The sequence below is a fragment of the Marinovum sp. E3 genome, assembly GCF_055755275.1.
In genome coordinates this window covers 25,939-44,975 of record NZ_JBVTQV010000010.1, presented here as the reverse complement: position 1 = coordinate 44,975, position 19,037 = coordinate 25,939, and the positions used below count along the sequence as shown (strand labels likewise).

18 protein-coding genes and 1 pseudogene are annotated in these 19,037 nt (G+C 57.3%); 12 read left to right on the top strand and 7 right to left on the bottom strand.

All coding sequences use genetic code 11. The annotated features are described in order from the left end of the window. Nucleotides 1–269: 269 nt before the first annotated feature. A protein-coding gene (locus AC0J5K_RS23380) for an IS3 family transposase (protein ID WP_203277091.1) occupies nt 270–1,429 on the top strand; the annotation gives its coding sequence in 2 pieces (ribosomal slippage) (nt 270–528 and nt 528–1,429; 1,161 coding nt in all). Nucleotides 1,430–1,466: 37 nt separating this feature from the next. Here the strand turns inward: AC0J5K_RS23380 and AC0J5K_RS23375 are convergent. Beyond that, nucleotides 1,467–2,009, bottom strand: a pseudogene (locus AC0J5K_RS23375) (IclR family transcriptional regulator); the annotation flags it as partial. Between the two features lie 657 nt (nt 2,010–2,666). Between AC0J5K_RS23375 and AC0J5K_RS23370 the strand changes: the two are divergent. The 9 genes from AC0J5K_RS23370 to AC0J5K_RS23330 all read left to right on the top strand — a co-directional run bounded on the left by AC0J5K_RS23370 (nt 2,667) and on the right by AC0J5K_RS23330 (nt 12,578). Continuing rightward, nucleotides 2,667–3,424 (top strand): IS5 family transposase gene (locus AC0J5K_RS23370; RefSeq protein ID WP_420398465.1). Its coding sequence is split into 2 segments (ribosomal slippage): nt 2,667–3,003 and nt 3,003–3,424, totalling 759 coding nucleotides; the frame shifts between segments, so codons are not numbered across the junction. A 251-nt stretch (nt 3,425–3,675) separates the two neighbouring features. After that, nucleotides 3,676–5,220 (top strand): MobV family relaxase, encoded by a 1,545-nt coding sequence (mobV, locus tag AC0J5K_RS23365; protein WP_473010032.1) that lies wholly within the window; start codon nt 3,676–3,678, stop codon nt 5,218–5,220. A gap of 224 nt (nt 5,221–5,444) precedes the next feature. Continuing rightward, nucleotides 5,445–6,479, top strand: a complete 1,035-nt coding sequence (locus AC0J5K_RS23360) for a replication initiator protein A (protein ID WP_274563265.1) — start codon at nt 5,445–5,447, stop codon at nt 6,477–6,479. A 113-nt stretch (nt 6,480–6,592) separates the two neighbouring features. Then, nucleotides 6,593–7,261 (top strand): ParA family protein, encoded by a 669-nt coding sequence (locus AC0J5K_RS23355; RefSeq protein WP_274563267.1) that lies wholly within the window; start codon nt 6,593–6,595, stop codon nt 7,259–7,261. Between the two features lie 311 nt (nt 7,262–7,572). Next, nucleotides 7,573–7,941, top strand: a complete 369-nt coding sequence (locus tag AC0J5K_RS23350) for a very short patch repair endonuclease (protein WP_473010031.1) — start codon at nt 7,573–7,575, stop codon at nt 7,939–7,941. A gap of 65 nt (nt 7,942–8,006) precedes the next feature. After that, nucleotides 8,007–9,338, top strand: coding sequence for a DNA cytosine methyltransferase (locus tag AC0J5K_RS23345; protein ID WP_274563270.1), 1,332 nt, complete (start codon nt 8,007–8,009; stop codon nt 9,336–9,338). Then, nucleotides 9,331–10,119, top strand: a complete 789-nt coding sequence (locus AC0J5K_RS23340; protein ID WP_274563272.1) for an endonuclease — start codon at nt 9,331–9,333, stop codon at nt 10,117–10,119. Before AC0J5K_RS23345 ends, AC0J5K_RS23340 begins: the two co-directional genes overlap by 8 nt. 84 nt (nt 10,120–10,203) lie before the next feature. Further along, the gene (locus AC0J5K_RS23335; RefSeq protein ID WP_274563274.1) at nt 10,204–11,589 is read left to right on the top strand and encodes an ATP-binding protein; all 1,386 of its coding nucleotides are present in this window, start codon (nt 10,204–10,206) and stop codon (nt 11,587–11,589) included. Next, a complete protein-coding gene (locus AC0J5K_RS23330) occupies nt 11,562–12,578 on the top strand; it encodes an O-methyltransferase (RefSeq protein ID WP_274563276.1) in 1,017 nt (338 codons plus the stop codon). The genes AC0J5K_RS23335 and AC0J5K_RS23330 overlap by 28 nt, the downstream gene beginning before the upstream one ends. Here AC0J5K_RS23330 and AC0J5K_RS23325 read toward each other — a convergent pair. Both AC0J5K_RS23325 and AC0J5K_RS23320 read right to left on the bottom strand, forming a co-directional pair. Further along, nucleotides 12,575–12,655, bottom strand: a complete 81-nt coding sequence (locus tag AC0J5K_RS23325) for a helix-turn-helix domain-containing protein (RefSeq protein ID WP_338020370.1) — start codon at nt 12,653–12,655, stop codon at nt 12,575–12,577. The two genes, AC0J5K_RS23330 and AC0J5K_RS23325, sit on opposite strands and share 4 nt — an antisense overlap. A gap of 66 nt (nt 12,656–12,721) precedes the next feature. Further along, a complete protein-coding gene (locus tag AC0J5K_RS23320; RefSeq protein ID WP_274563280.1) occupies nt 12,722–13,309 on the bottom strand; it encodes a recombinase family protein in 588 nt (195 codons plus the stop codon). 150 nt (nt 13,310–13,459) lie between these two features. Between AC0J5K_RS23320 and AC0J5K_RS23315 the strand changes: the two genes are divergently transcribed. Continuing rightward, nucleotides 13,460–14,872 carry a Mu transposase C-terminal domain-containing protein gene (locus AC0J5K_RS23315; protein WP_274563282.1) on the top strand — a complete coding sequence of 471 codons (1,413 nt, stop codon included), beginning with the start codon at nt 13,460–13,462 and terminating at the stop codon, nt 14,870–14,872. 2 nt (nt 14,873–14,874) lie between these two features. Continuing rightward, nucleotides 14,875–15,690 (top strand): AAA family ATPase, encoded by an 816-nt coding sequence (locus tag AC0J5K_RS23310; RefSeq protein ID WP_274563283.1) that lies wholly within the window; start codon nt 14,875–14,877, stop codon nt 15,688–15,690. A 309-nt stretch (nt 15,691–15,999) separates the two neighbouring features. Here AC0J5K_RS23310 and AC0J5K_RS23305 read toward each other — a convergent pair whose 3' ends face one another. From AC0J5K_RS23305 to AC0J5K_RS23290, 4 genes are read right to left on the bottom strand one after another with little or no spacing between them, the layout of a single operon-like run. Continuing rightward, nucleotides 16,000–17,256, bottom strand: a complete 1,257-nt coding sequence (locus tag AC0J5K_RS23305; protein ID WP_274563285.1) for a TRAP transporter large permease — start codon at nt 17,254–17,256, stop codon at nt 16,000–16,002. After that, the gene (locus AC0J5K_RS23300) at nt 17,253–17,819 is read right to left on the bottom strand and encodes a TRAP transporter small permease (RefSeq protein WP_274563287.1); all 567 of its coding nucleotides are present in this window, start codon (nt 17,817–17,819) and stop codon (nt 17,253–17,255) included. Before AC0J5K_RS23300 ends, AC0J5K_RS23305 begins: the two co-directional genes overlap by 4 nt. Next, nucleotides 17,819–18,751, bottom strand: a complete 933-nt coding sequence (locus tag AC0J5K_RS23295; RefSeq protein ID WP_274563289.1) for a TRAP transporter substrate-binding protein — start codon at nt 18,749–18,751, stop codon at nt 17,819–17,821. The genes AC0J5K_RS23300 and AC0J5K_RS23295 overlap by 1 nt, the downstream gene beginning before the upstream one ends. An 11-nt stretch (nt 18,752–18,762) precedes the next feature. Next, entirely contained in the window at nt 18,763–18,981 is a 219-nt protein-coding gene (locus AC0J5K_RS23290) for a hypothetical protein (protein ID WP_274563291.1), read from the bottom strand. Nucleotides 18,982–19,037 lie beyond the last annotated feature (56 nt).

The window sequence follows — 19,037 nt, the reverse complement described above, 5'->3', positions numbered from 1 at the left end:
TTGCGCACCTCCTGGCCATTCGCCTGTGCGGCAATATTTGCGATCGCATCACGCAGCGAGGCAGCAAGGTCCTCATGTTTTCCTGCCATGCGATAGTTCGGTCCAGCGACCGACAGGCCGAATTTCTGACCAGCGACATCTAGCGTCATCCCGACACCGGAGACGTCCGGGGTGAACTCCGTTGCATTGAGGTGCCAGCCGCTGACCTGCCCCCCGCAAAATCCCTCACCATGATGTAGAGTCTGCGCCAACTCTGAAGGAGCAGACGAATGCGTAAGAGCCGTTTCACCGAGGCGCAAATCATCGGGATGATCAAAGAGCAGGAAGCCGGGATGCCGACAGCGGAGGTGTGCCGTCGGCACGGCCTGAGCCCGGCGACTTTTTACAAGCTGAAGTCCAAGTATGGCGGCATGGAGGTGTCAGAGGCCGCGCGGCTGAAGGCGCTGGAAGATGAGAACGGCAAGCTGAAGCGGCTGCTGGCAGACACGATGCTCGACAATGTGGTTCTGAAAGACCTGCTGGGAAAAAGCTGACGGCACCGAAGGAGCGGCGAGAGGCAGCGCTCAATGCGATGCGGGATCATGGCATCTCGCAGCGCAGGGCCTGCCGGCTTGTCGGTGTCGACCCCAAGACGGTCCGGCGCGAACGCCCGCCCGACCATCCTGAGATCCGCCAGGAGATGAAGGAGATCGCTGGCAGACGCCGCCGGTTCGGCTACCGGCGGATCGGCGTGCTGCTTGAGAGAAAAGGCATGATCATGAACCACAAAAAGCTTTACCGCCTCTACCGAGAGGAGGGCCTTGCAGTGAAACGACGGCGGGGCCGTAAACGCGCCCGGGGCTCGAGAACGCCAATGCCTGAAGCCACACAGACCAACCAGCGCTGGTCCCTGGATTTCCTGTCGGACAGCTTCGGGGCGTCGCGGAAGTTTCGCATCTTGGCCGTGAATGATGATTGCTGCCGGGAAAACCTGTGCCTGGCGGCAGACACCAGCATTTCAGGTGAGCGAGTTGCCCGAGAACTGGACGCGCTCGTCCGGATCTACGGAAAGCCTGCTTGCATTGTCAGTGATAACGGCACGGAATTCACCAGCCGGGCAATCCTGAGATGGGCCGACAGGAACGGCGTGGATTGGCATTACATCGACCCCGGAAAACCGCAGCAGAATGCCTTTATCGAGTCATTCAACGGCAGCCTGCGGAACGAGCTTCTCAATGAAGAGCTGTTCGATACCCTCGACGATGCCCGCCGCAAGCTGGCGCTGTGGCGCTACGATTACAACAACGTCAGGCCGCACTCTTCGCTGGGGAACAGAACGCCAAAGCAAGCGCGGCAGGCGCTTGAGCTATTTGAGGGCTCCGCGCCTGCCACGCTTGCCAAGCCCGAAACCGACGACTACCAAAATCAAACCGGCAGACTCTCGTCATGAGCGAGGGACCAGCGGGGGGCAGGTCACCGCGTTTGCGGCCAGCAACGATATTCTCGAAAAGTGCTTTTGGATCCGTGATCGAGGTGCTTGCGGCGCCGGAATAGTCAAGCAGCTCTATTTCGCGCTGCAACTCGATGTCGCCGAGCGATCCGAGCATCGCCTTGCCTGAAGATATCGCGTAGATCGGCTTTCTTGATCCAACATCCGCCGAGTATCGGATCCCTTGAGTCGACTCGACGACATCGAGATAGACGACATCCGAGCCGTCGCGTGCCGCGAGAAGAACGGTCTCGCCTGTCTCGTTGCGCAGATCGAGGATGGCCTCATGGATCAGCGACAAGAGTGGATTTCCCGACAGTATCGCCACGTTCAGGTCGTGCATTTTTCGGGTCGGATAATAACCGCCCCGCCGCTTGACCTCAAAGAGATAGCCGTCAGAACGAAGCGTATCGACGAGATTGCTGGTGCTCGAGATTGGAATGCGCAAGGCGTCGGCCAACTGAGTCAGAGTCGCAGGCCCTTGCTGGGCTGAAAAGAACTCGAAAAAACGCAGCACATTACTGGCTTGTTTAACCGTCATGTCCGCCTCCACTCAGCCACAGGTCGATATGTCGGGATTCGAGCAGAGGAAGATATTTTTCCTGTATACGAAGAATCCTTCGCTGTTGTGAATACATGCCGCGTCACCCGTCGGTCAAGGAATAATTGTCAAAAGAGAGGTCATGACCACTGCGATCGAAAGCTATTGCATGCCTTATCAATATCTTGACCTACTGCGGACTTGCTCCGGGCGTCCCGGTTCATTGGTTCTCGGCGGCAGGATCAGATCGGAGGATCGGACGTGGTCGACGATCGGCGGGTGTTCTGGCCGAAGTTTCTATTGCCGTCTCCGAAGCAGAAGAGACCATTTTCGCCCTGAGGATTGCGGCAAGTCGCAGGAAGTCGTCGCGCCGCCTTACCGGGGGCCGGATGGAGAGGAATTTTCGGAAGAAGATACAGAAAAACGCCGCCGACCCTCGGGGTCAGGCGGCGTTTGGTCGTCAGACAGGCACATTGGGTGGCGTGGGCTCGGGCAGCAGGGTTTCGGTGATCAGCTCCTTCGGGACCATTTGTTCACCCTGATTCCCTCGACCGTCTCCCGGCATAGTTGGAATGTGATTTTCGACGGGACTAGGCTCAGGATGCATTGATTTCGGCCGCACCGCGTGATTCACGGCTCTTAAAACGGAGCTGTGACATGAGCGATCTTTTCTGGCTGACCGACGCGCAGATGGCGCGTCTGAAGCCCTTCTTTCCGAAATCGCACGGAAAGCCGCGCGTTGACGACAAGCGTGTGTTGAGCGGCATAATCTTTATCAATCGTAATGGCTTGCGCTGGCGTGACGCTCCTGCCGCCTACGGCCCGCACAAGACGCTCTACAGCCGATGGAAGCGTTGGAGCGAGAAAGGCATCTTCGCGCGGATGATGGCGGGTCTGGCCGCCCTGCACGGCGAGAAGAATACAGTGATGATCGATGCGACCTACCTGAAGGCACATCGCACGGCGTCCAGCCTGGGCGTGAAAAAAGGGGGCGTGGTCGCCTGATCGGTCGCACCAAGGGCGGCATGAACACCAAACTGCACGCCATCTGCGACAGTCAGGGGCGCCCGCTCGACCTGTTCGTCACCGCCGGTCAGGTCAGCGATTACATCGGCGCGCGGGCATTGCTCAGCGGCCTTCCAAAAGTCAATTGGCTGCTCGGGGATCGCGGCTACGATGCCGACTGGTTCCGGGAAGCGTTGAAAGACAAAGGGATACGCGCCTGCATCCCAGGTCGAAAGCAACGCAAGACCCCGGTCAAATACGACAAGCGCCGATACAAGCGGCGCAACCGCATCGAGATCATGTTCGGAAGGCTCAAGGACTGGAGGCGCGTCGCGACCCGCTATGACCGCTGTCCAAAGGTATTCCTCTCTGCCATAGCCCTCGCAGCTATTGTCATCTATTGGTTATGAATCCTGACCCGTGAAGCATCGAGGTTTGAGCGGGCATGGCATGTCCTCCTTGGACCTCCATTATGTATATCAATTGCGATACGTTCAAGTCCGACATGGATATGAACCGCTGGCCGTTCGGCGGTGCTCTTGAAGGAAGTGAGTATGTGCTTTCCCCGCCTTCTGGCGGGCGAACGACAATTTGGTTGCGCGGCGCGGAATCAAATTGTCTAGTAAGTACACATACTCACTTCCTTCAAACGGATTCTCCCATGTCTGCAGAACCCCGCAAGCTCCTTGATGAAGGCTGGTCCAAGGTCCGCGGCAGCATGCAGGGCCTTCACGGTGAGGGGAAATCCTTCGGCATCATGCGGACGGCGAAGATCAAAACGCTCGGCAACATGGGGGCCAGCCTTCAGCACACCTTTCGGGAACGTGAGACCCCGAATGCCGACCCGGACAGGACGAGGGACAACACGATCCTGGTCGGTGGCGACAACAGCAAGGACGTGCTGGCCGCGTGGAAGGCACGGGCCCCGGAGAAGATCAGGACGAACGCCGTGCACGGCCTGGAATACTTCATCGGCGGCTCGCCCGAGAAGATGAAGGCCATGTCCAGGGAGGAACAGGATACCTATTTCCGGGATGCGCTCAGCTGGATCGAGAACCGGCACGGCAAGGAAAACGTTCTCTCGGCCATGATCCACCGCGACGAGACCACGCCGCATATGACGGTGATGACCATCCCCCTCGATGACAGGGGCAAGCTGAACTGCCGGTCGTTCGTGGGGAACAAGAAGGCCCTTTCGGACCTTCAGACGGACTTCGCGGAAAAGGTCAGCGAGAAGCATGGTCTTCGGCGCGGCATCAAGGGCTCCACAGCGCGGCACGAGCGCGTGCAGCGGGTCTATGGGGCCTACATGTCCGGCGAGGGCGCTGTCGCCCTCCCTGAGCGCGTCAGAGGCTCCCTCCTGCGCGGTGGCAAGGAAAGCGATGCCGAGTGGCATGCACGGGCCACAGAAGTCGCCACAGACGCGCTCCGCGGCTTCCAGATGAAGATCCGGGAAGAAAAACTCGACATGGACGCGAAGCTGAACACGGCGCAGTCGATGATCCAGTCTCTTCAATCGCTGCAACAGAGCTACAAAACCCAACTCGACGCAGCCCGTGAAGCGCTGTCGCGACTGGTGTCGAGCCTGGAACTGGCTGACAAGGGGGCCGAGGCAAACGCTGCCCTCGAAGCCTACACCGACCTGGAGACGAAAATTCTCAACGGTGACCTGGGCGTACTGAAGGATGCGGCCGGTTCTCCGGACCGGATCGCCCGGATCGCGAAAATTTTTGACCGGGTCGTACCGGAAGGCACGGTGATGTCGGAGGAGCAGGCCCGCTTCGACCGGGCGCTGGATCTGACACTGGATGCCATGGCGGACGGCAAGGTCGCGAAACGGAAAGACCCGGTGCGCATCGCGATCGAGGCACGCGCCCTCCCCCACGTTCAGAAAGCCCTTGCTCATCTGGCGCAAGATCAGATCAATCCGCCCTTCACCAGTCGGGACGAACGACTGGCGTTCCGTGCGGAAATCGAAGGCTCTCTTTCAGAGGATCAGCTGGCGGCTCTCAAGCAGGGTGACGAGTCAGTACTGGAAGACATTCTTGGTGATTGTCTTTCTCAGCAGCAACAGCTCAGCTTGGCGCTGGCCTACTTTGATCATGCGGACGTTGATGTGGATGCCGGTGTTCGTCGTGGTGTGATCGAGCGGCTTGCAGATGCGGAGTATGGTCCGAAGCATCAAGATCCAGGGCTTCGGCACTGATCGGGCGCGGCGACTTATCCACAGGCTGCGTGATCTTCGAGGGTGTTAAATATGTGTTAGATTCTGTGTTACGTTGGTTTTTGTCTCCGTTTTATCATTTTAAAACAGCCTATTGCGCGCAGCCTTGGTAACTGAAAACACGAATCTCGGTAACTAAAATCCTGCTTTTGGTAACCGAAAACACGAATCTTGACTTAGGTAACTGAAAACACGAATGTGCCCGCATGGTAACTGAAAACACGAATTCGCAGGCCCCCCTGCTGCCTGATCGTCATCCTCAGCACGATCTGTTCATCTGCGATGTGGCGGATGCAGTCCTGAAGGACGTGATGCAGCACATGGAGCACCCGTTTTACTCCCTTTCCAAGAAGCCAGAGACCACAGTTAAGCGCTACAGGAACGGCGAGAACTGGTTGGAAATCACGCCAAGTGTCAAAGGTCTCGCCACGATTTATGACAAGGACATCCTGATCTACTGCATCAGTCAGATCATGGCGAAGCTCAAGCTTGGTGAACTGGTGTCGCCACGCGTTCGGATCAACTCGCGGGAACTGCTGATCTTCACCAACCGAGGAACAAGCGGTCGGGAATATCAATCCCTCCTCGATGCCCTGGACCGCCTCGAAGGAACACGGATCAGGACCAACATTGTGAGCGGCGATGAAGAGCAGATCGACGGCTTCGGTTTGATCGACGCATCCTCGATCCGCCGTAAGCATGGGCTAGACGGCCGCCTACTCTGGTGTGAGGTGAAGCTGTCTGATTGGGTCTTCAACGCGATCCGGAAAGAAGAGGTCCTGACCCTGCACCGGGACTATTTCCGACTGCGCAAGCCAATCGAGCGCCGCGTGTACGAAATAGCTCGAAAGCACTGTGGGCAGCAGAGGACGTGGCGGATCACCTTGCGGAAACTTCTGCTCAAGACCGGCTCCCAAAGCCCGGAGAAGCGCTTCCGCCAGATGATCAAGCAGCTAGTACAGCATGACCATTTGCCCGATTACAATGTTACCTTTGACGAAGCAGAGGACATGATCATCTTCACCAATCGCGGCACGATGGCACCAGCCCCGATGATAGAAGGGCGTGTCCCTCCTCTGAAGCCAGATACCTACGAACGCGCTAGGCAAGCCGCGCCAGGCTGGGATGTGCACTATCTCGAACGCGAGTGGCGGGATTGGATTTTTGAACCGCCCCGCGATGCCGATGGGGCTTTTGTTGGCTTCTGCCGGAAGTGGTTCGAGAAGCGCGGCAGACCTTAACCTGGTATAAATCCGGTAACACAAATAATTCCGGTTGTGGATTTGTATTCGGTGTTGAAAATATTTCCGGTAACGGATATAAACCCGGTAAAACAAACAGGCAGGTTCGAGCAATGCCCGTCATCGTCATGGCAAGCCCCAAGGGGGGTGTCGGAAAATCCACATGCGCCGTGCTCCTCGCATCGGAATTCGCCCGCATGGGGGCTGAGGTCACAGTCCTCGACTGTGACCCAAATAAATCCCTGACCCGTTGGGCATCTCACGGCACCCCCGAGGGTGTCACGCTCCTGAGCGACATTGGTCGATCTGAAATCGTGCCGACCATCCGCGCCGCGGATGGGGACGGTCGCATCGTTATCGTGGATCTAGAAGGGGTCGCCTCCCAGCTGGTCAGCCGCGCGATCTCGCAGGCCGACCTAGTGATCGTACCAATGCAGCCAACGGCGCTCGATGCAGAGATCGGTTCCGAAGCTCTGGCACTGGTGCGTGAAGAAGAAGAGGCGCTTGGGCGTCGAATCCGCCACGCGGTTGTTCTAACCAAGACAAGCGCGGCTGTAAAAAGTCGGGTCCAGAAAGAACTCGAAGAGCAGCTGCGCAGCGCAGGGATCGACGTGATCGAACCCTCTCTAGTCGCACGGGCGGCGTTCTCTGAAATTTTTGCCTATGGCTCTGATCTGACCGCAATGATGCAAGACTCGGAGATGGTGACAGGGGGCAAGGTGGATAAAGCTATCACGAACGCCCAAGGTTTCACGGAGGCTGTCTATGAGCGGCTCAAATAGGCTTTCCGGACTAAAAGCGCGCCCGAAAGATACAACCGTCGAAGAGGTTCGGCGTGTGGACGATGTGGGAGAGGCGAGGGGATTCCTTGACCGAACCCCACGCAAGAAACCGGGCCGAAAACCAAGTCCACGAACTTGGCAGCTCCATCCCAAAGTTTTTCCGGCGGTAGGAGAGGCTATCGCAGCTGAGGCCGAACGGCTCGGGATCACGCAGGGACAGCTGATTGAGAAAATGTGGGAGGCTTACGAGCAGAAAGAGCTCTAGCTGACGACCTATGGATACCCGCTCGCCAGCACAACGACGTCGCATCATGCAATCGGTGAAGACGAAAGATACTGGCCCCGAAATGATTGTGCGGCGCATGCTGCATGACCACGGATATCGCTACAGATTACATCGAAAAGACCTGCCAGGACGCCCTGACATCGTTTTCAAAGGCAGGCGAAAAGTGATCTTCGTTCATGGGTGTTTCTGGCATGGGCATGGGTGCTCGAAAGGCAAACTTCCTAAATCGAAGCTTAACTATTGGCAGCCCAAGATCGAACAGAATAAAACTCGCGATGATCGAAACATTGCAGAGTTAGAAGCGGCTGGATGGAAAGTGCTCGTGATCTGGCAGTGTGAGCTTGCCAACAGCGAGGCACTTTGGCCATGGATACAAGGATTTGTGGACGGCTGAGGAAGGCGATCGACATCTGCGAAGCCGCCTGCTAAGATTAAGAATCAAAACGTTCAGGAGGCACTATGAGACCGATCGGCATCGACCTATTTGCAGGGGCGGGGGGACTAAGCCTCGGCTTCGAGCAAGCAGGCTTCGATGTGAAGGCGGCGGTCGAGATCGACCCTGTGCATTGTGCCGTGCACGAGTTCAACTTCCCCGAAACCACCGTGATCCCCGCCTCGGTCGCCAAGCTTACCGGAGAAGAGATCAGGCAACGAGCTGGCCTTGAGGGTAAAAAAATCGACTGCGTGTTCGGCGGGGCGCCATGCCAGGGCTTCTCCCTGATCGGTCACAGAGCGCTCGACGACCCCCGCAACAAACTCGTTCTCGATTTTGTACGGCTCGTGCATGAGCTCGATGCCGAGGGTTTCGTTTTTGAGAACGTCAAAGGGCTCACGGTCGGCAAGCACAAAACATTCCTGAAAGAACTGGTAGAGGCTTTTGATCGGGTCGGCTACGAGTGCCGCTTGCCTTGGAAGGTGCTCAATGCCGGTCACTACGGCACGCCGCAATCGCGCGAGCGCTTCATCCTCATGGGTATGAAGAAGGGTAGGGCGCTTCCCGATTATCCTGCTCCGACGACCAACATTTCCGGTCGGCCCAAGCTTTACCCCGAGCTCGACTTTGGACCGTCCTGTGCCGAGGCGATCGGGGATCTTCCCGATGCCGATACTTTCGAGACCCTAAACGCGAGCGATGCCGTCAAGACGAGCCGCTTTAGCGATCCGTCCGACTATGCAGCCGAGCTGCGCGGTCTCAAGAATAACGCCTGGCATTTAGGCTATGTGCGCGAGTGGAACCCCGATGTTCTCACGTCGAGTGCCCGCACCGACCACACTGAGATTTCGCGGCGGCGTTTCCGGCAGACGGAAGAGGGGGCGGTCGAACCGATCAGCCGGTTCTTCAAGCTTCCACAAGGTGGCGTTTCCAACACGCTTCGCGCCGGAACGGACGGCGCGAGGGGCGCGTTCACCAGCCCGCGCCCGATCCACTATCGCCATGCGCGCTGCATCACTGTACGAGAAATGGCGCGTTTGCACGGCTTCCCCGATTGGTTTCGGCTTAACGCGACCAAGTGGCATGGCGCGCGGCAGATCGGCAATGCGGTCCCGCCGCCTTTGGCTAGGGCCATCGCCACGAAGGTGATTGAAGCCCTGGGCATCGAACCGACCAGGCCCGAAGAAATCCTGTCGCTTGGCGATCCTGAGCTTTTAACACTCGACCTTTCGCAGGCATCACGACGGTTTGGCATCACGCCGCCGCCGAGCAAGCGTGATCGAAAGAGCGGCGCGAAAAAGCGCAAGCAGGAAGAGATCGAGGGAGAGATCAACGCGGGGAGGGTTGCCTATGGCTAAATCGCCTAACCGCTATGGAGCTCTGATCGAGAAGATATTCTTCGACCGCTACAGCGACGGTGCGACCGAGCTTGAATTTGCCCGTACCGACATCGAGGATGCGGCCGAGGTGTTGGACATCAAGCTACCGAAGAACCTGGGCGACGTGCTCTATTCATTTCGGTTTCGGGCGGCATTGCCCGAACGCATTGTCGAGACCCACCCCGAAGGCATGGAGTGGGTAATCGAGCTCGCAGGGCGGGCCGTCTACAAGTTTCGCCTGGTCAAGATCAATCGTGTCTTGCCTCGCGAAGACCTGGTGACGATCGACATCCCCGATGCGACCCCCGAGCTGATCCGAGCCTATGCACTCGACGACGAACAAGCGCTTCTGGCCATCGTGCGCTACAACCGGCTGATCGACACGTTCTTGAGCCTCACTACCTACAGCCTTCAGAACCATCTTCGCACGACCGTTAAAGGGATTGGGCAGATCGAGATCGACGAGCTCTATGTCGGGCTCGACAAGCGCGGCTGCCATTACGTGGTCCCCGTGCAGGCCAAGGGTGGCAAAGATCAGATCGGCATCGTCCAGACGAGCCAGGACATTCGCTTCGTCGAAGAGAAGTTCCCCGGGATGCGGTGCCGAGCGATCGCTGCGCAGTTCATGGACGCACATATCATCGCGCTCTTCGAGCTGACCCTACAGGATGACGAGATCAAAGTTGTTGAGGAACGGCACTATCGGCTTGTTCCGGCGAAGAAGCTCGATCAGGTCATGATCAGGAACTATCGGGATTGATATCCTGGCTACTGTCTCGTTGACGAGTGGCGGCTTAACCTGTGATTGTCTTCAAAAGTAACAGATACACCCTGTAGGAGCGCCATGAATAGTAAAGTTCGCGAGATTAGCGGCGGACCAACCAAGCGGTTCTTCGTGGCAATGCTACCAAGGGACATTGAGCTTGGAGATGCGATTCTCGATCTTGTCGATAATAGCGTAGATGGTGCGATGCGCCAGAGGCGCAAGTCTCTTCAAAAATCAGATGTCTATAAGGGATTCAGATGCAATCTTGATATATCCGAAAACGGATTCCGTATTGCTGACAATTGTGGCGGGATACCCAAAGAATATATAGATTCTGCTTTTCGTCTTGGCCGTCCACAAGTCGACAAGGATGGAGACCTGCCGACGATTGGTATGTACGGCATTGGTATGAAGCGTGCCATCTTCAAGATGGGGCTCGAAGCGAAAGTTCGCTCAGTGACGGGGGGAAGCGCCTCAATCGTCGAGTACACAGAAGGCTGGTTAGACCCTGAAAACGATGATTTCACGCTTTCAATTGGGGAAGAAGACGACGATCAAAGCGGTGACGGTGTTCACATTGATATAAAGAAGCTTAAACCCGAGATTGCGAAACAATTCGGTCGCACTAGCTTTGTGAACAAGCTGGCCGACTCAATATCTGAGCATTTCGCCTATTTGATGATGAAGGGCTTTGAGGTTTGCCTAAACGGATCATTGCTTAAGCCACGCACGATTCAAGTAGCAGCATCAGAAAATCTGGATAATGGAATTCAACCTTATAACTACATTGCGAATTTTAATGGTGTAGAAGTGAACATCACTGTTGGTTTGTACAGGCGTTTAACCACAGAAGATGAGATCGAGAGCTCAACGCTCGCTTCGGATGCCGTTGAAAGAGCTGGCATCTCAGTAATCTGTAACGACAGAGTCGTACTTGTTTCGGATCGTACCGCTAAAACTGGCTGGGGCTTGGGAAGTGTTCCCCGATATCACCCCCAATTTCGAGCAATTGCTGGCGTTGTAATTTTCACAGCTGCCGCCGCTTCAAAGTTGCCAATTTCTACAACAAAGCGGGACTTAGACACAGACTCCGATGTCTATGTGCGTGCTCTCAACGCAGTTAGCGAGGGGATCGTTACGTTTACGTCGTTTACGAATAAGTGGAAGGGCAAGGAGAGAGAAACAGATAAACTTATTGAGCAGGTCGAGCGGATTGAGGCCACGAGCGTAGCGCTCGCTGCACAACATGGCATTGCAGCGCGTGGGCAAGGAGGCGGCGCTAGAAAATATATTCCTAGCCTGCCTCGCCCTCAAACAGAACGAACCACTCGAAGAATAGCTTTTTCAAGGGATATTGACGAAATTCACGCTGTCTCCAAACATCTTTTTGGCGACGCAAATGTTGCTCCGGGAGAGGTCGGTTCAGCATGTTTTGATTGGATATTGAAGAGTTCAAAAAAATGAGTGCTGCTGGTCTGCCCTACCGCCTTCGACCGAACAAGTTTGTTGATCGAGAGCTATTTCTGGACATTATATCAAGAGTCGTGAGTGCACGAGGCCCAAGAGATTATGCGTACATCTCAATGGGCGGAGCCCATCTAGTGGACCATTTTGGGATTTTTCGCCGCACAGGCATAGAAAAGCTCTACGCATTTGACGAAGAAGACAACACCGTTGAGCGACAGAAAACAAACAAGCCTTTTGATCGGGTAGAATGCCGGTGTCACGGAAGCAACGAACTTGCGGGCCGCTATGAGCAGATTTTAAACGATCTTGGCGCAGAAAAAGCAGTGATTTGGCTGGATTATACACGACCGAAGCAACGGCTATCCCAGCTTCAAGAGGTGGAGAGCATAGCCAAAAAACTGATCCCTGGAGATGTCCTCCGAGTGACACTGAATGCCGACACGGAGGGCTTACAGAAGCTAAAAGCACAGCTACCTAAGGGAATAGACTTCGCCACGCCGAATGAGGAGTGGGCTGCCCTGCTTCGTCAACAGCTAGGAGAATTCGTTCCCGCCGATTTGGACGGCTTCACAGCCACTTCGTTTCCAAGCGCCCTATCTCGCTGCATAGAAGCGGCCATCTCCTCGGGACTCGCCCAAGGAGACGAATGCGCGACTGCGTTGCCCCTTTTGAGCACGACCTATCAAGATACTTCTCGGATGCTATCGGTCACAGTCTTGATCCGCAGAGACGATGAGGAGGGCGCAGCGCCACCGCATTGGGAGTTTTTACCTAATGGATGGGGTGACGTCATAAATATTGACGCGCCTGACCTTTCGTTGCGTGAAAAAAGTAAGCTCGACAGCATCCTGCATTTGGGTGCAAAGGATGCCGCGGATACCCTTGGTTTTTTTCTTGGGGACAGTCGAGAAAGAAGCGAGGCCACCATAGGCAGCTACACAACTTTTCGGAGATACTATCCTTCATTTTTTAACGTAGAAGCTTAGGCCCGACGCACCGTCCTCTCACTGACATTGAACAACCGTGCGATCTCCGAAATCGTTCGTTGCTCATCGTCGCGCATATGACGCACCTCGTCCCTCTGCACAGCCGATAGGGGGTCTGATGCCGGAGGGGGCAGGATCCTACGCTAAGGCATATTTTTTGCCGAATTTCGCTGCAGGGTCCTGTAGACGGTCGGTCTTGAGACGGAGAAGAGCTCAGCAAGATCGCTGATAGAGTATTCGCCGGATGCGTGCATCCGGTTCAGTTCTCTTTGTTGTTTTTCCGAAAGTTTCGGCTGCTTTCCCCGGAGCTTGCCCTTGGCGCGGGCGATGGCCATGCCTTCGCGGGTGCGCATGCGGATGAGGTCGGCCTCGAACTCGGCGAAGGTGGCCAGAATGTTGAAGAACATCTTTCCCATCGGATCGGCCGGATCATAGACCGACGCGCCAAGGGCGAGCTTGATGCCTTTCTTTTGTAACTGATCTGCGATCGCTCGGGCGTCCGGGACCGAGCGCGCGAGGCGGTCGAGCTTCGGCACGACCAGCACATCGCCTGCGCGCACGGCGGCGAGAGCCTGGTCGAGACCGGGTCGGGCGCGGTTCGTGCCCGTCAGGCCGTGGTCGGTGTAGATGCGGTCTTCGGTGACCCCAAGCTCCGCAAGGGCAGCACGTTGTGCCGTCAGATCCTGACGGTCGGTGGAGCAGCGGGCATAGCCAATCTTTGTCGCAGTCATGCAGCGAGTGTACGGATAAGGGGCCTCATGTGCGAATCAAATCGTACTATCTATACGAGACATGATGAGGTTCGGTTTATTGGCCATCAGCCGTCACCTCGACCCTGTCCGCTCACCGATCCCCTTGCGGACACCTGTGGGAGGCAGATCATGGATGAAGCAGTCCGTCGTTTTGCCGTTCTCCGCCCGCATATCGAGGATGGTATCTCGCTGGTGTCCGCCGCCCGAGCGGCCGATGTGCCGATCAGGACGGCACAAAGATGGCTGTCACGTTACAGGGAACACGGCCTCGATGGATTGAGACGGCGGATGCGGTCCGACGGGAACAAGCGCAAGCTGCCCGATGAGCTGGTGCGCTTGATCGAAGGGTTGGCTTTGCGCAAACCCCGGCTGTCCTGCGCTGCGATCCACCGGCGGATGGCAGCGGTGGCCATGACGCGAGACTGGCCCCTCCCGTCCTACGGCACGGTCCATTCCATCATCCGGGCGCTTGACCCGGCGATGGTCACCCTGGCGCAAGAGGGAGCCGCAGCCCACCGTGACCGATACGAGCTGATCTACCGGCATCGGGCAGGCACTCCGAATGCGCTCTGGCAGACCGATCACACGATGCTCGACATCCTGATTCTCGACGTCAATGGCAAGGTTGCGCGCCCTTGGCTCACCGCCATCATGGATGACCATTCCCGCGCCATCGCCGGTTACTTTGTCTTTCTGGGCGCACCCTCAGCGCTACAGACCTCTCTGGCGCTCCGGCAGGCCATCTGGCGCAAGCAAAACCCGGACTGGCCGGTCTGTGGCATACCTGACGTGCTCTATGTCGATCACGGAAGCGATTTCACCTCCGAGCATCTCGACCAGGCAGCCGCCGCTTTGCGGTTCCAGCTGATATATTCTGCCGTCGCGAGGCCACAGGGACGCGGAAAAATTGAACGATTCTTCGGAACGCTGAACACCGAGGTGCTGCCGGAGTTGCCTGGCAATCTGGTGGACGGCAGGCCAACAACGCCGCCCCGACTGTCGCTGTCAGAGCTGGACGCAGCCATCGGCATTTGGATTACCGGGACCTACAACGCCCGCCGTCACAGCGAGATCGGGGTTGCGCCCGTGACCTCGTGGTGCGCACAGGGCTGGCTGCCGCAGATGCCAGACAGCCTCGAAGACCTCGACCAGCTGCTGGTCATGGTTGCGAAGCCACGCATGGTGCGGCGAGACGGCGTCCACTTTCAGGGTCTGCGCTTCATGAGCTCGACGCTAGCCCCCTATGTCGGCGAGAACGTGACAGTCCGCTATGACCCCCGTGATCTCGGCGAGGTCCGGGTGTTCCACAAGAACCGCTTCCTGTGTCGGGCCATAAGCCCTGAACACGCACATGAGACGGTCACACTCAAGGATATCCAGACGGCTCGCTCTGCGCATCGACGCGCCTTGCGCCAGCAGATCAATGAACGGGTCAGCGTGGTCGCGGTGCATCTGCCCGGCATGACACATCGTGAAAAAACCGAACCCGGGTTGCGTCAGCGGCGAACGTCGAAACTCCGCACCTATTGGACGGAGGACTGATCATGACGGGACATCGAACCGGCACGTTCATCGCGACAAAGGAGCATCGCCGGTTCGTCGAGTTCGCCAGTGCAGTGAAAAAGCATCGCTACATCGGCATCTGCTTCGGTCCGGCAGGTGTCGGCAAAACGCTTTCCGCCCGGCGCTTCGCGCGGTGGGACAAGGCCGAGCCGTTGCTACTGACCTGGGGGCCGCGCAACCCTTTGGACACCATTGCCTACGATGCGCTCGCCAAGGCACGCATCGCATTCTACACGCCGAGCGTTGGCGGCCCGGTGCGGGAGGTTCGCGACGACCTGGATAAGCTCATGTGCCGAATAGAAAGCTGTATCGACCTGTCACTTTACCCTGATCGAGTTCTGGTCGATCTCAAAGGCCGAGACCGGATCGAGTTGCTGATCATCGACGAGGCCGAGCGCCTGTCCACCCAGAGCCTTGAGCATGTCCGAGACATTTTCGACCGAACCGGGATCGGCGTTATTTTGATTGGCATGCCCGGCCTGGAACGAAAGCTGGAACGCTACCCACAACTCTACAGTCGGATCGGCTTCGGCCACCATTACCGCCCGCTGAATGGCGACGAACTGACCTTCGTGCTCACCCGACACTGGAGAAAGCTCGGCCTGCAACTGGATGACGCGGACTTCACCGACCATCAGGCCGTCGCATCCATCGCCCGCATAACCGGCGGCAACTTCCGCCTGCTGCACCGACTGTTCGTCCAGATCGAGCGCATCCTCAAGATCAACGAACTCTTGCTTGTCACCGACGATGTGGTCGAAGCCGCCCGTTCTACGCTGGTCATCGGCGCCACGTAGCGATGAAGAAAGCACGCCAGATAGCGGTGAAGGTCACACTGACGTGGGGCAGGGCATGGGGTCAAAAACGACCGTTTTTGGAGCGATGGGGAAGGCCAGGTGTGGCCTATTACTTTAGAAGCCAGCGATTTCGCCGGAAACCGCTCCTTGTGGCGCTTTGGCTCGGCCAAGCCGTTAACCCAAGAGAGTAAAGTGCGTGCCACTGGTGCGAAGTCTGCGACGAGGACGGCTGCCCCATCGCGCCGACCTCGCCAGGCTGTTCGAGGTCAGCCCCAACACAGTGCAGCAAGCGTAGCTGCACCGTAATCTCTACAGAGCCATGATGGCCGGCACAAAGATGAATGCGATCAGGATGCCGGTGTAGAGGAGGAAATAGGGCACAGACGAGCGCACCACCGCCTCAAGAGGTTGGTCAGTGAGTTTTGTCGCGATGAAGAGGTTTATTCCCACAGGCGGCGTGATTTGTCCAACCGCCACCGCGATCACCATGAAGACCCCGAAGAAGATTGGATCGATCCCCAGCGCAGAGACCACAGGCATCAACGTAGGCGTAACCAAAATGATTGCGGCCACGTTGTCGAGAAAGGTTCCAATCACAAGTAACATCACGAGAATGATCGCCATGATCACCATAGTATTTTGCGAGATACCCAGGAGGCCCGCTGCCAATTGCTGAGGAACGTTCTGCGAGGACAGCACATAGGTAAAGATGTTCGACGCCGCGATCAGAAACAGGATCGCCGCAGTGCTCTCGACAGTTTCGCGGGCGATGTGGAAGACTTTGCCAAAACTGACGTTGCGATACCAGAAAAATCCTACGGCCAGCCCGTAGAGGCAAGCCACGGCTGCTGACTCGGTCGGCGTGAAAGCACCTGAGTAGATACCGCCAAGGATCAGTAGCGGCATGATCAGAGCCACAATACTATCGCGGAACACTGGGCCTGCTTTGCGCAGCGGCAAACGGTCGGAGGCTGGATAGCCCTTCTTGACAGCGATGCGGTAGTTCACCGCCATCAAACCAGCGGCGATCAGCACGCCGGGCAGGATGCCGGCGATGAAGAGGTCTCCGATCGAGACGCCGGCGACCACGCCGTAGAGCACCATTGTAATACTGGGCGGGATCACAAGCCCCAAAATTCCTGACGCCGCAACGTTGGCCGCCGCGTCGGCCTGGTCGTAGCCGCGTTTCTTCATCGACGGGATCATCACAGACCCAATTGCTGCAGTGGTAGCGTTGGCCGAACCCGAAATCGCGCCGAATACCATCGAGGCGCCGGTGGCCACAAGGCTCAGTCCCCCGCGGAAGTGACCAAGGAAGACTGAGGCCAACGCCACGAGCTTCTCGGATATGCGCACGGCAGTCATCAGGTGACCGGCGAAAAGGAACAGCGGGATCGCCATCAGAGCAAAGACGTCTAGTCCACTGTAAAGCCGCTGCAAAATTAACAACAGCGGCGTATCAGCCATGAAATAGAGGACCCCGGTTGAGGCGAGCGCGAGCGCAAAAGCAATCGGCATGCCAGCCAGGACAAGGAGAGCAAAGAAGGCGAAGAGTGTCGGGATCATTGGTCAGTCTCCGACTCTGAGGGCGGCAGGCGCCGGTCCATCAGGCCGCGCAACGTGTCCTCGATTACGTAGAGCAGCATCAGAACGCCGCCGATCGGGAAAGCGTAGATCACCCAACTACGCGGAATCTGCAGAGCAGGCGTCTTCATAAAGCTTGCGCGGGTTGCAAACTCGGCACCCTTGACGATCAGTATCAACGCGAAGACGGCAATCAGTAGTGCCACCGCGATATCAGCAATACGTGCAATCATAGGCGGCAACCGGTCGCGGAAAAAGGTGACGGCCATGTGGGTGCGATTGCGGATGCATAGGCCCGCACCGATCATGGTAACATAGATCATCGCGATCCGCGCGGCCTCCTCCGATCCGATAAGAGGAGCATTCAGCGCATATCGGTAGAAGACCTGCAGCACGACGAGAGCCGTCATCCCCAGAAACACCAGCCCCGACAGAACCGAGATCATCGCGGTGAGGCCCCCGAGGCCCGCATCGAGCGAGCGCCAAAGGCCTTTTGGCGCGGCCGGGTGCACCCGGTCCGCGCCGTCAAGGTGCGTGTTGGCCATTATGAGTTCACGCCAGCCGTGATCTGGTCGATGATCTCTGGGCCGAACTGCTGCCGATACTTCTCGATCACCGGGCGGGTGGCTTCGATGAAGAGCGCTTTGTCGACATCATTGATTTGCATGCCCTCAGATGCGATCTGCTCCCACTGATCGGCCTCGGCGGCCAGCACCATCTCGGTGTGGCGTGCGGCGGTCTCGCGGCCGATCCGCATCAGGGCCTCCCGCTGGTCATCCGACAGGCGCGACAGTGCGGCCTGAGAGATCAGCACCGGTGAGGAAAGATAGATGTGGCCCGTCCGCGAAGCGTAGTCCTGCACTTCGTAGAAGCGTTGCGTCAGGATATGCGCGGGCGGATTCTCCTGCCCGTCAACGGTGCCCAGCTGCAGGGCCGAGTAGAGTTCGGTGAAGGCAATTGGGGTTGCCTGCGCGCCGAGCTGGGTAAAGGTATCGACGAAGATCGGACCTTCAGGAACGCGCAGCTTCATGCCTCTCATATCCGCAGGCGTTTTGATCGGTCGCTTGGAGTTAGTCACATGGCGAAAGCCGTTTTCCCACCAGCCGACAATGTGCGCGCCTTGGGCCTCAACCTTCGCTGCGAGCGCCTCACCGATCTCACCATCAAGGGTTCGGCGCACATGGTCGCTATCCTTGAATAGGAACGGCAGGTTGATAATACCGACTTCGGGAACGAAGTTGGACAGCACCGCGTCGGAAGTCAGCACCATGTCGTTGGTGCCAAAGAAGGTGCCCTCGACCAGCTCCATCTGCTTACCCAGGGAATCGGACGGATAAAGTTCGATCTTGACCGTGCCGTTGGTGGCCTCTGCAAGGCGCTGCGCAAAGTCCTCTCCGACTGCTTGGAAATGGTGATCCGGTGCGCCTGTTGTCCCGCCAGCCAAATAGAAGCCACTTTCCGGGATTTTGGCGGCCATTAACAAGGTGATTAATGCCCATTATTTCCGGGTGGTTGATATTTACGAATAATATCAATGCCTTGAATTTTCCAGAAAACCCGCGGATTCTTCCCGATTTCGGAAACCGACCGACGAATGCTCCCGGCTCCGCTCCATTGACCTCCTGACCGTTTGATCTGCATGGTCACGGCCATCGACCCGGCTTTGTCTTTCATCGGCAAAGAGCCCTGCAGGCGCGGGCCGCTCATTCAACCGCACCGCGTCCGGAAGGACCGCGTGCCAGGCGGACCATGCCGTCTGAAGC

Excerpts from the sequence above, each read along its gene's own strand:
- AC0J5K_RS23345 (WP_274563270.1), top strand. The coding sequence starts at position 8,007 with ATGAGACCGATCGGCATCGACCTATTTGCAGGGGCGGGGGGACTAAGC.
- AC0J5K_RS23320 (WP_274563280.1), bottom strand. The coding sequence starts at position 13,309 with ATGACTGCGACAAAGATTGGCTATGCCCGCTGCTCCACCGACCGTCAG.
- AC0J5K_RS23300 (WP_274563287.1), bottom strand. The coding sequence starts at position 17,819 with ATGGCCAACACGCACCTTGACGGCGCGGACCGGGTGCACCCGGCCGCG.
- AC0J5K_RS23305 (WP_274563285.1), bottom strand. The coding sequence starts at position 17,256 with ATGATCCCGACACTCTTCGCCTTCTTTGCTCTCCTTGTCCTGGCTGGC.
- AC0J5K_RS23290 (WP_274563291.1), bottom strand. The coding sequence starts at position 18,981 with ATGAGCGGCCCGCGCCTGCAGGGCTCTTTGCCGATGAAAGACAAAGCC.
- AC0J5K_RS23315 (WP_274563282.1), top strand. The coding sequence starts at position 13,460 with ATGGATGAAGCAGTCCGTCGTTTTGCCGTTCTCCGCCCGCATATCGAG.
- AC0J5K_RS23295 (WP_274563289.1), bottom strand. The coding sequence starts at position 18,751 with ATGGCCGCCAAAATCCCGGAAAGTGGCTTCTATTTGGCTGGCGGGACA.
- AC0J5K_RS23310 (WP_274563283.1), top strand. The coding sequence starts at position 14,875 with ATGACGGGACATCGAACCGGCACGTTCATCGCGACAAAGGAGCATCGC.
- AC0J5K_RS23360 (WP_274563265.1), top strand. The coding sequence starts at position 5,445 with ATGGTAACTGAAAACACGAATTCGCAGGCCCCCCTGCTGCCTGATCGT.
- AC0J5K_RS23355 (WP_274563267.1), top strand. The coding sequence starts at position 6,593 with ATGCCCGTCATCGTCATGGCAAGCCCCAAGGGGGGTGTCGGAAAATCC.
- AC0J5K_RS23340 (WP_274563272.1), top strand. The coding sequence starts at position 9,331 with ATGGCTAAATCGCCTAACCGCTATGGAGCTCTGATCGAGAAGATATTC.
- mobV (WP_473010032.1), top strand. The coding sequence starts at position 3,676 with ATGTCTGCAGAACCCCGCAAGCTCCTTGATGAAGGCTGGTCCAAGGTC.
- AC0J5K_RS23350 (WP_473010031.1), top strand. The coding sequence starts at position 7,573 with ATGCAATCGGTGAAGACGAAAGATACTGGCCCCGAAATGATTGTGCGG.
- AC0J5K_RS23325 (WP_338020370.1), bottom strand. The coding sequence starts at position 12,655 with ATGCGCGACGATGAGCAACGAACGATTTCGGAGATCGCACGGTTGTTC.
- AC0J5K_RS23335 (WP_274563274.1), top strand. The coding sequence starts at position 10,204 with ATGAATAGTAAAGTTCGCGAGATTAGCGGCGGACCAACCAAGCGGTTC.